Here is a 9,154-nt window from a genome sequence, read left to right as displayed (position 1 = left end):
TTCTCGCTGAAGACCTGGACCGGCCAGGAAACCGAGCTCGGCACCTTGAAGACCTACACTGAGACCCGCTTCAACTTCCAGAACAACAACCGTGATGCGGGCGCGCTTGGTGACGTCAATCCTGCCGGCAACACCGGTGCTTCGCTGAACTTCGCCTGGATCCAGCTTGGTGGCCTCCGTGTCGGTAAGGACGAATCGGCCTTCAACACGTTCATCGGCTACGCCGGCAACGTCATCCAGGATACGCTCGTTCCCTACGGCGATTTCGACACCAACGTCATCCAGTACTACTTCGACGCGGGCAACGGCTTCTCGGCCGTGATCTCTCTCGAAGAAGGCTCGGGCGCGGGCGGCTCCACGGTCGGTTCCTACGGCGTGGGCACGATCGACAGCTACGTTCCGCATGTCGTCGGCGGCTTGAAGTACACGCAGGGCTGGGGCGCCATCACCGGCGTCATCGCTTACGACAGCAACTATGAAGAAGTCGCCGGCAAGGTTCGTTTGGACATTACCCCGATGCAGAACCTGTCGCTGTTCATCATGGGCGGCTATGGAACCGACGACAATTACACGGACGTGACCTACGCGTTCCCGGCCGGCGGTCGCGGCTTCTACAAGCAGTGGGACGGCAACTGGGCAGTCTGGGGTGGTGGCACCTACNACACCATCAACGAGAAGACCTCGTTCAACGCCCAGGTCTCGTATGACGAAGGTGAGAACCTCGGCATCGCCGCCAACATCGCCTACGACGTCGTTCCCGGGTTCACGATCACTGCCGAAGTTGACTACGTCAATGCAGGCAAGATCGACGATGTCGACACCCTTGGCACGAACCACAACTGGACCGGTATCACTGATGGCGACGACGCCATCGGCGGCATGCTCCGCTTCCAGCGCTCGTTNCACGAACCACAACTGGACCGGTATCACTGATGGCGACGACGCCATCGGCGGCATGCTCCGCTTCCAGCGCTCGTTCTAATAGGCGCTCGATTGGAAATGGAACCCGGCGGGCAACCGCCGGGTTTCGCATTTTTATCAAACCTTACCCAAGCCCCATTGGGTGCAGAAGTCGCTGTAGCTGCGGCGTTATGGAGAGGTGGCCGAGTGGTCGAAGGCGCTCCCCTGCTAAGGGAGTAGAGGTCAAAAGCTTCTCGTGGGTTCGAATCCCATCCTCTCCGCCAATTGCCCTTCTGAGAGACGTTTTGTCCGGCCATAATGCCCGGTCTCGCGCACCTCTCGCCGCCGCATCACCTCCAAGAGCAGGTCGAAGACGCTTGCGGCCTCGCCAGCGAGTTCATGCTCGCCGATACCCACTCTCTGCTGCTGTCATCAAGTCCTCCGCCAAGTCGCTGGCGGCGATCGGATCTCCCCTCGCTATGATAGGCAGTTGCTTGGCCACCCACTTATCGAGAAACTTCAGGCCGCGTGTGCTCATTAATTAGCAACCTCTCATCTTGACGCCGCAGCCGCCCGCTCCAGAGTCTTGCACATAGCTCGGGGCAATATCAAAGTTGGCGACGAGGTCGCAGTCACGGCGATTGTGCGCGGCCGGGTGACGCCCGATCGCATGAGCGTGACGAACCCCTCCTACGACTTCCCGCATTCTGTTGTCAATTCGACTTGGAAGACTGTGATTGGCCAGCATATGGAATTGATCGGCCCTGTCACACGCATCGACGGGGACAAGGTAACCGTCAGCCTCCGGCCATTGGTGACTGTCGANGGAATTGATCGGCCCTGTCACACGCATCGACGGGGACAAGGTAACCGTCAGCCTCCGGCCATTGGTGACTGTCGAGGCCGAGCACGTGCGCCTTGTCGAAAGACATGTGGCACTTCCACGCGGGCGAAAAAAGTCGCTGGTTGACAAGGCTTAAACTTCGTTGCCGACCCCAGGAACAGCCCACTGAAACTTTCTCCTTCACATCGGCTCTGGTCGCCTCCCGCTAGCTGCCGGCGCGTTGCGATATCGGCACAGTAGACGGGTTGGCATTTTCCGAACTTTCCGCCATGTCGTCGCGATGACGTTGGCGAAGGCGCTTCAGCAGATCGCGTGAGGCTTGAATCGCCCTGCGCGATTGATCCATGTTCTGGCGAAACGTGGCGCGTTCCTCCATGGACTTCTGCCACTTCAGCAAGNATCGCCCTGCGCGATTGATCCATGTTCTGGCGAAACGTGGCGCGTTCCTCCATGGACTTCTGCCACTTCAGCAAGGTGGCCGTAGTCGCAGTAGCGGCTTGAGCGATTTCTATGGGCGTTGCAACCATCGCATTCTCCCTAAAAAGGCAATGGTAAACGCAATCTTTATAGGCCCAACGAAACCCTTCTCCAATTAAAAACGACCATACGGCATACGGCAAAATGGCTATTCGGCGGGCCGCTCGACGGCGGCTTCGTCGACCTCGGCTTCCATCTCGTCTTTGACGGTTTTGGTCTTGCCAAAACCGTCCATCGCCACACCGTCAAAGCCCTGCAGCCACGCGTCGGCATGTTCCTGCCAGTAAGCTGGCACCTCACGCTCCTTGCCATCCTTGCGCGCTTGGGCGCCGTACATCCAGGCGTAGGTGGCGCGCTCCTGATCTTTCTTAGGCANATGGCACCTCACGCTCCTTGCCATCCTTGCGCGCTTGGGCGCCGTACATCCAGGCGTAGGTGGCGCGCTCCTGATCTTTCTTAGGCATGGCCATTTGCATCATCCTCCCGGAAATCCAGCAGCCTTGCGTGCCGCAGCTTCTCATCGCCTTTTCCTAAGAAAGGAGAGGGTCTGTGGACAGCTGTGGCTCTATCCGGCTGTAAGTTGCCAGACCGCTACGCTGGCGAGGGCAAGGCCCGCTGCGCCTTCGATTGCTCGCGATATGGTATCGAACAGCCGTGGCCTGCTGTCGAAAAAATGCACCAGGCGCTCCCGAAACAAGATCGACAGTACCGCCACGCTGGACAGCGTTAGGGCCACGCCCACCATCATGGTGATTGCGAACAGAATGCCAGCTCCCAGCACCCCTCTGGAAATCGCGAAGGTCATGACAAAAAGGGTCAGCGGGCACGGAATCAAACCGGCCATGACTCCAACGGCCTCGCCCTCATGCTTGTGATGATGGCCGTGGCTCACCGAACGCCAAAGCATCCAGACGCCGATCAGCCCGAGCAGACCGCGACTCACACCCTCAAGCAGTGGTGCGCGTCCAACGCTGCCCAATGCAATCGAGACGAGCGGCAGGGAGAATACGGCGATCAGCACCGCTGTCGCCACGTGAGTGAAGGACAGCGTAATCGACACCAGGAGGCCGCGCGAAACCTTCGCATCCGAACCTGCAAGGTACGTCGCCAAGACAGCCTTACTGTGGCCGGGCGTTAGAGCATGTGCCGCACCGAACAGGACGCCCATCGGCAGAAAGGCAAGGAACGCAAGCCAATCACCGCCAACTGAAAGCAGCTTTATCTGATCTGCGAGCGCCAGGTATATGGAGCGCTGAAATTCGACAAGCGCCTGGAACATCAGCCGAGACCGGCAGAAGCGAGTGGTTTCCGGCAGCTGTCAGTGCTGGTGGCCGTGATGTTCGCCATGATCATGAGAGTGCGGATGCTCGTGCTCACCTTGGTCGGTCGAAAACCGGATATTGGCAGCTGCGAGCGCCGGCATGTGTTCGAACAGTTCGTTCTCCAGCGCCGCCGTGATCTTGTTCGCCTCTGAGAGAGGCAAGGTTCCGTCGGCCGCAATAGCGATATCGGCATGCAACTTGTGGCCAATCCAGCGGGCCTTGGCGTCGACGATGCGAGCACCCTGCACATGCGCAGCGGCATGCTGAATTTCGGCCATCACGCCCGGCTCGACGCCGTCGAGCATGCGGGTGAGCACTGAGCGCGCCGATTGCCAGACGATACCGAATATAGCGACCGTGATGAGAAGCCCGATGATCGGGTCGGCCAGCGGAAATCCGAGCCAGACGCCGATGGCGCCGATGACCACTGCAAGGCTGGTAAGCCCGTCGGTGCGGGCATGGTAGCCGTCGGCGACGAGGGCCGCACTGTTGATTTCCCTGCCGATACGGATGCGAAACACCGCGACGGCCTCATTCCCGAGGAAGCCGACAATGCCCGCCGCGGTCAGCCAACCGAGATGAGTCACTGCCTGCGGATTGACCAAGCGCTCGATAGCCTGGTACCCGGCGACGATGGCGCTGAACAGAATGATCAGCACGATAATGATACCGGCCAGATCCTCTACCCTGCCAAGGCCGTAGGTGAAGGTCCGTGACGGCTTGCGTCGTGCCAGCATGAATGCGATCCAGAGCGGAATGGCGGTTGTGGCGTCGCCGATGTTGTGGATCGTATCGGCCAACAGCGCCACGCTGCCTGACACCAACACCACGGCCATCTGCAATGCCGCCGTGATGGCCAAGGTGACAAACGACCATTTGATGGCCCAGATGCCGCGGTCGGTGGTTGCAATCGTTGCGTCAATGACCCCGTGGGTATGGCCATGCGAGCCATGATCATGAGCGTGCGCGTCATGATCATGTGACCCGAAGCCGAACCAACCCAGGACGCGTGCGCCGATACTGGTCATAGGTATTTCGCCAGTTGCTTGAGCTCTGCCAGCGAGTTGCCTCCCGCTTTCGTGTCGGTCAGACAATGTTCGATATGATCGTGGATCAGTTCTCGCTTTGCGCTGCTGATGGCGCTCTCCACTGCATGGAGTTGCTGCGCTAGGTCGACGCAGGATCGCTGCGCCTCGAACATGCCAAGCACGGATGCTAGATGCCCCTGTGCGCGCTTTAAGCGCTTCACGATAGCCGGATGAGAACTATGGATGCCTTCGGACATGCCCCACCGGTATCCCCCCCGGTAGGATGCGTCAAGTATGATGTGAGCGCAGATCGGCTCTTGATCAGCCACCCCGCAGGACGTGTATCCATGGCGCTGAAATCGTCCATCACCCCGCAGCAGATGAAGGAATTGATCGCGAAGCACGGCAACCAACGCGAGACGCTGGAGCGGGAAGCGAAGGCGCTGCGGAAATCATGACCAGAATTGCGGACCTTGGGCCAGCTATCCCCGGCAAACCTCATGACCCTGACTGGCAGGAGCATTTCTATGTGTGCCCCATCTGCCGCCAGCAGGTCGACCGGCGCGACTTCCGTCAGGTGATGTGGCACGAGAAACCGGACCACGAGCCCCTGCAGTTCGACCAATGAGCGCCGGCCGCACGCGGCTAATTGATTGCCGCGTCGATGCGTTTGCCGAAAATGTCGGCCATTGAACGCGAATACGTGGCGGTCAGGTGGTCCGTGTCGCGCCAGACAAAAACATTGCCGATAACCGCGGGGCATACGTCCCCGGGGCATACAATGTCGCTGAAGTCCACGAGCGGCACATGCGGGTAGAGGCGCTGGGCAACTACCACGGGATCCCGATCACGTACCGATTTATATGGAACGGAGCAGTGGCGGTCCCGAGCCATGCATCGCTCCGGGTTCGTTCCCCAAGCTGGTGTGTCGGCTATTACCACCACCTTAATGCCCAATGCCTCGATGCGGCGCCATAGCTGCACCAACGTATCGCTCACGGGCATCTGGCTTCCGTCGTCGGGATAAGCACGTAAAACATCTCTCTGCCCGAAAATGATGATGTCTGGCCTTTGTTGTTGAATAATTCGCAGCATATGCTGACCCCAGGTCAGGCAATCTGGAAACGGACGGTCGCTGTCAGACACCATGATCATGGTAGGAAATAGCGGGCATCCGGGCTTGGTAAAACTCTCCGCATTCCAACCTCGATCCGACGCCGCCACCTGAAACGCCGGAAGCCAGTGCTCTGCGTGCGAATCGCCAACCAGGAACACCTTGAGCCGCCCATTTGGATCGCCAAACTGGCAACCGACAGGTTCGCCGTTTTCACGAGGCGGGCGGCAGATGTCCGTTTGTGGCTTATCCTGCTTTATTGTCGGCAGCGAAGGAGCATAGGCCGCTACGGTCGGCACCGGCCTGTTGGTGAACAACGATCTAGCCCCTGGATAGTCATTCGGGTTTTCCGAGATCAATGCTTGTTGCCGGGCAATTTCTATCGAGACAGCGCAAAATGCGATTAGAGGCACCAAGGGAACCGGGGCAAAAACGGCCAGCCACTCGACCAGTCGGGGGCGTGATGGCAACGATGCGCGGTGGCGGAAACGATCCTCGACATGAACCTTGGTGATGGCGGCTAGACCGACGCTTGCTGCAAGGATGGCCAGGCCGCCCCAAAGGCCGATCGCTTCGCCACTTTGCTGGGTGAAAAAAACGATGATTGGCCAATGCCAAAGATAGAGCGAGTAAGAGATGTCGCCGAGGAATTGGAACGGTCGTGACTTGAGCAAAGCAAAGGCGCTGAACGACGACTGGCTTTGACCAGAGACGATCACCAACGCGGTACCAACGGTCGGCAACAGCGCCGCATAGCCGGGGAAGGGTGTCTTGGTCGAGAACAGAAAGGCGGCTGCGAGAATCGAGCCGACGCCGGCAAACCCAAGCAATCGCCGCGCTCGTTCCCCGATCCGTGTGTCGGCTGATCCCAGCACCATGACACACAGCAGAGCGCCCAGCGCCAGCTCCCATATGCGGGTGTGGGTGACAAAATAAGCCCGCGCCGGGTCGACAAGCGTGAGCCATACCGAGGCGGCAATCGAGATGATGAAGATTGCGCCTAGGACGGCGACGAGCAAGGGCCGCCAGGGCCTGCGGAACTTTCGAGAAAGCCACAGGACGCCGATGATCAGTCCCGGCCAGACAACGTAGAACTGTTCTTCGATCGACAACGACCAGTAATGTTGGACGGGGCTCGGCGCGCTCGTCATCGCCAGGTAATCAATCGCCTTCGCTGCGAGCCGCCAGTTCTCCAATTGAAAGGCGCTATGCACCAGTTCATTCGTGCCGTCCCTCCATAGCGCGGAGGGTAGATAGAGCGGGGTCGCCAAGCCCACCAGCAGAAGCACAAGCATCGCGGCAGGCAAGAGGCGCCGCGCCCGGCGAACATAGAAACCAAGTAGGTCGATTCTTCCGGTGTCCTCCACCTCCCGCAGCAAGACGCCGGTGATCAAGAACCCAGAAATGACAAAAAACACGTCAACGCCGACATAGCCGCCGGGGACCAGCCACGGCCAGACATGGAACAAAGCGACTGAGCAGACAGCGATAGCACGCAGCCCCTGGATCTCAGGCCGGAAATTCGACTTGCTCAAATACTTGCTTCCGGTTGCTGCTAGGCTCGCGCTTATACAGAATGAAACGAATGGAACAAGTAGCCCCCAATAACAACCTCATGGCATCGGCTGGGACCAGAAAAGCGAAAAGCCCCGGACACCGTTAGGCGCCGGGGCGAAGTCGGATATTGGTTTCATGTCGTCGCCAATCAGCCGCCGCGCAGCGCCCGCCAGATATCCGACCAGTACGCGGTGACAAGGGAGGCTAGCGCCGCTGCGGCCATGCCGGTCACACCAAGCGCCCCGAGCCCCATCAGCTTCCACCGGGTGACCTCCGCTGTCACGGCCTTCACCTCGGTCATGTCTTCACTGAGGGATTTCACCGAGCCTTCGGTCTGGGAAAGACGCTCCACCAACTCGTCGGTCTTGGCGTACATCTTCGATCGGCTGGCGGCGGCGCGCTGTTCGGATTGCTCGTAGCTCAGCGCGGCCCGGGCGTCGCTATCTTTGATATCGCGCCGGATCTCGGTGACGTCCCGCTGGACGCCCTCCATAGCGGCGACGAGGCCGCCTACCATCATCTCTAGGCTCTTCGTCGCCGATGTTGGCATGTCAGGCTTTCCAGCCGCAGAGCTGGGCGCCCTTTTCGTTGTGGGCCAAGACCTGATTCACCTCGCCGTCCGAAAGCGCCGCGATTGCTTCGGCGGACAGGCGGATCGGGTGCTCGACCGCGCAAAACGAGCCGCCTATCGTCGTGCAGCCGGCAATCGCCATGAAAACCGCAAGAGCTATTGCTTTGGTGACCATTTGCCCAGCCTCTCCCGGTTGACGTCCGGCGCGCGGCCGGCGACAGCATCATCGATCTTCTGGCCTTCGGTTGCCGCAGCTGCGTTGTCGGCCGCCTGCTTGTTGCGTTCGGCCTTGGCGCCGGCAAGCCGCTGTTGAAAGCCGAAGGCAAGCGCGCCGATGATGGCCGCGCCAATGGCTAGGACGGTCGGGTTGCTCAGGAACCATGCGATGACCGCGCTCATAGCGGCCACCAGAACCAGACGGCAAACCCGGCGATGATAGCTAGGCTGACAGCGCCGACGGTGCGCAGCAGCCGATCGAATGCCGGGATGAGCAGTTCGCGGAAGCCCTCCATCACTCAGCCACCTCTTCCTTGATCTGGCGCACCGCCGCGACGATCTGGGAGCGCAGCAGGAGCAAGATCAGGATGAAGACGATGAGGACGCCGCCGCCCGCAAGAACGGCCTTCCAGTCGATGCCGGCAAGCCAGCCAAGACCAAGCGCACCGGAGCCAAAGAGGCCAGTCAGCCAGGACAGGAATCCGGATTTCTCCTTGACCTTCTGCTCCACCTTTTCGGGGACAACAGGCTTAGGGACCTCTACCGGCACCCTGATCGGCGGCGGCGCTGCGGGCAGTGTAGAGATCAGCATTGCATCGCGACGCACGGCTGCCATGCGGGCCGTCCAGCCTTTGCCGAAGGTCGGCCACAGCAGTTTGCCGGTCTTCTTGTTCTTGGCCCGCCTCATGAAGGCCAGACGCGCATCGCAATAGGCGTCGATGATGACGCCGGCGGGCTTGGCGCTGATCGCCTTGAGGCTGTCTGGTCCCAGTCGGCCGTCAACCGTTGCACCAGCCACGCGCTGCAAGTATTCGGCGGCGCGCTTAGGGCCGGAATTCACCGCGAAGTCAAATGCGGCATAGTCGACACCGCCCGGAAGCTCGGATCCGTGCACCGCATCCCAGAACTGCCGGCGGTAGACCGTCGCTATCTGGGCATCGGTGATAATCTTCAGGTCGGCCTTGGTGCCGGCGGGTTTGATGTAGGCGCGGAAGGTCGCCAGCGTCACGCCCTTCATGGTGGCGCCGCCCGGATCGGCCGGATTGTCCGACCAGCCGCCTTCGGATTTTAGGACGAGCGTAAGCGCCCGCGCGAAATTGCGGTCCATGTGTAAGCCTCTTGAGG

At 60.2% G+C, this 9,154-nt stretch carries 11 protein-coding genes, 1 tRNA gene and 1 pseudogene; 3 read left to right on the top strand and 10 right to left on the bottom strand.

Translation table 11 applies throughout. The features are described from left to right. Together X727_RS159650 and X727_RS159655 are read left to right on the top strand one after the other, a co-directional pair. Nucleotides 1-933 (top strand): porin (locus X727_RS159650; protein WP_023833707.1); only part of this gene is annotated, 933 nt, incomplete at its 5' end. A 160-nt stretch (nucleotides 934-1,093) separates the two neighbouring features. After that, nucleotides 1,094-1,184: transfer RNA gene (locus tag X727_RS159655), tRNA-Ser, on the top strand. 765 nt (nucleotides 1,185-1,949) lie between these two features. On the opposite strand, the gene X727_RS01000000164425 is transcribed toward X727_RS159655, so the two are convergent. The 5 genes and pseudogenes from X727_RS01000000164425 to X727_RS159675 all read right to left on the bottom strand — a co-directional run bounded on the left by X727_RS01000000164425 (nucleotide 1,950) and on the right by X727_RS159675 (nucleotide 4,828). Further along, entirely contained in the window at nucleotides 1,950-2,120 is a 171-nt protein-coding gene (locus X727_RS01000000164425; RefSeq protein WP_023713094.1) for a hypothetical protein, read from the bottom strand. Nucleotides 2,121-2,369: 249 nt separating this feature from the next. After that, complete coding sequence (locus X727_RS159660; RefSeq protein WP_031203936.1) at nucleotides 2,370-2,621, bottom strand: hypothetical protein; 252 nt, start codon at nucleotides 2,619-2,621, stop codon at nucleotides 2,370-2,372. A gap of 165 nt (nucleotides 2,622-2,786) precedes the next feature. Further along, the gene (locus X727_RS159665) at nucleotides 2,787-3,500 is read right to left on the bottom strand and encodes an ABC transporter permease (protein ID WP_023833703.1); all 714 of its coding nucleotides are present in this window, start codon (nucleotides 3,498-3,500) and stop codon (nucleotides 2,787-2,789) included. Nucleotides 3,501-3,605: 105 nt separating this feature from the next. Continuing rightward, nucleotides 3,606-4,571 (bottom strand): annotated as a pseudogene (locus X727_RS159670) (cation diffusion facilitator family transporter); the annotation flags it as partial. Next, the gene (locus X727_RS159675; RefSeq protein WP_023831641.1) at nucleotides 4,568-4,828 is read right to left on the bottom strand and encodes a metal-sensing transcriptional repressor; all 261 of its coding nucleotides are present in this window, start codon (nucleotides 4,826-4,828) and stop codon (nucleotides 4,568-4,570) included. The pseudogene X727_RS159670 and the gene X727_RS159675, both read right to left, overlap by 4 nt. A 197-nt stretch (nucleotides 4,829-5,025) precedes the next feature. Between X727_RS159675 and X727_RS1000000168435 the strand changes: the two genes are divergently transcribed. Continuing rightward, nucleotides 5,026-5,199, top strand: coding sequence for a hypothetical protein (locus X727_RS1000000168435; protein WP_023833702.1), 174 nt, complete (start codon nucleotides 5,026-5,028; stop codon nucleotides 5,197-5,199). A 17-nt stretch (nucleotides 5,200-5,216) separates the two neighbouring features. On the opposite strand, the gene X727_RS159680 is transcribed toward X727_RS1000000168435, so the two are convergent. The 5 genes from X727_RS159680 to X727_RS159700 all read right to left on the bottom strand — a co-directional run bounded on the left by X727_RS159680 (nucleotide 5,217) and on the right by X727_RS159700 (nucleotide 9,137). Next, nucleotides 5,217-7,220, bottom strand: coding sequence for an acyltransferase family protein (locus X727_RS159680; protein WP_023831643.1), 2,004 nt, complete (start codon nucleotides 7,218-7,220; stop codon nucleotides 5,217-5,219). Between the two features lie 170 nt (nucleotides 7,221-7,390). Continuing rightward, a complete protein-coding gene (locus X727_RS159685; protein WP_023833701.1) occupies nucleotides 7,391-7,792 on the bottom strand; it encodes a DUF1515 family protein in 402 nt (133 codons plus the stop codon). 1 nt (nucleotide 7,793) lies between these two features. Beyond that, a complete protein-coding gene (locus tag X727_RS159690) occupies nucleotides 7,794-7,955 on the bottom strand; it encodes a hypothetical protein (RefSeq protein ID WP_023831645.1) in 162 nt (53 codons plus the stop codon). A 14-nt stretch (nucleotides 7,956-7,969) separates the two neighbouring features. Beyond that, the gene (locus X727_RS159695) at nucleotides 7,970-8,212 is read right to left on the bottom strand and encodes a hypothetical protein (RefSeq protein WP_023831646.1); all 243 of its coding nucleotides are present in this window, start codon (nucleotides 8,210-8,212) and stop codon (nucleotides 7,970-7,972) included. Between the two features lie 112 nt (nucleotides 8,213-8,324). After that, entirely contained in the window at nucleotides 8,325-9,137 is an 813-nt protein-coding gene (locus X727_RS159700; RefSeq protein WP_023833700.1) for a glycosyl hydrolase 108 family protein, read from the bottom strand. Nucleotides 9,138-9,154: the final 17 nt, after the last annotated feature.

Origin of the sequence: Mesorhizobium sp. L103C105A0 (assembly GCF_000502215.1) — a bacterium.
Classification (GTDB): Bacteria; Pseudomonadota; Alphaproteobacteria; order Rhizobiales; family Rhizobiaceae; genus Mesorhizobium.
Note: the sequence above shows the minus strand (reverse complement) of the source record. Positions and strands in the feature narration are given on the sequence as shown.

Excerpts from the sequence above, each read along its gene's own strand:
- X727_RS01000000164425 (WP_023713094.1), bottom strand. The coding sequence starts at position 2,120 with ATGGAGGAACGCGCCACGTTTCGCCAGAACATGGATCAATCGCGCAGG.
- X727_RS159665 (WP_023833703.1), bottom strand. The coding sequence starts at position 3,500 with ATGTTCCAGGCGCTTGTCGAATTTCAGCGCTCCATATACCTGGCGCTC.
- X727_RS159675 (WP_023831641.1), bottom strand. The coding sequence starts at position 4,828 with ATGTCCGAAGGCATCCATAGTTCTCATCCGGCTATCGTGAAGCGCTTA.
- X727_RS1000000168435 (WP_023833702.1), top strand. The coding sequence starts at position 5,026 with ATGACCAGAATTGCGGACCTTGGGCCAGCTATCCCCGGCAAACCTCAT.
- X727_RS159685 (WP_023833701.1), bottom strand. The coding sequence starts at position 7,792 with ATGCCAACATCGGCGACGAAGAGCCTAGAGATGATGGTAGGCGGCCTC.
- X727_RS159690 (WP_023831645.1), bottom strand. The coding sequence starts at position 7,955 with ATGGCGATTGCCGGCTGCACGACGATAGGCGGCTCGTTTTGCGCGGTC.
- X727_RS159695 (WP_023831646.1), bottom strand. The coding sequence starts at position 8,212 with ATGAGCGCGGTCATCGCATGGTTCCTGAGCAACCCGACCGTCCTAGCC.
- X727_RS159700 (WP_023833700.1), bottom strand. The coding sequence starts at position 9,137 with ATGGACCGCAATTTCGCGCGGGCGCTTACGCTCGTCCTAAAATCCGAA.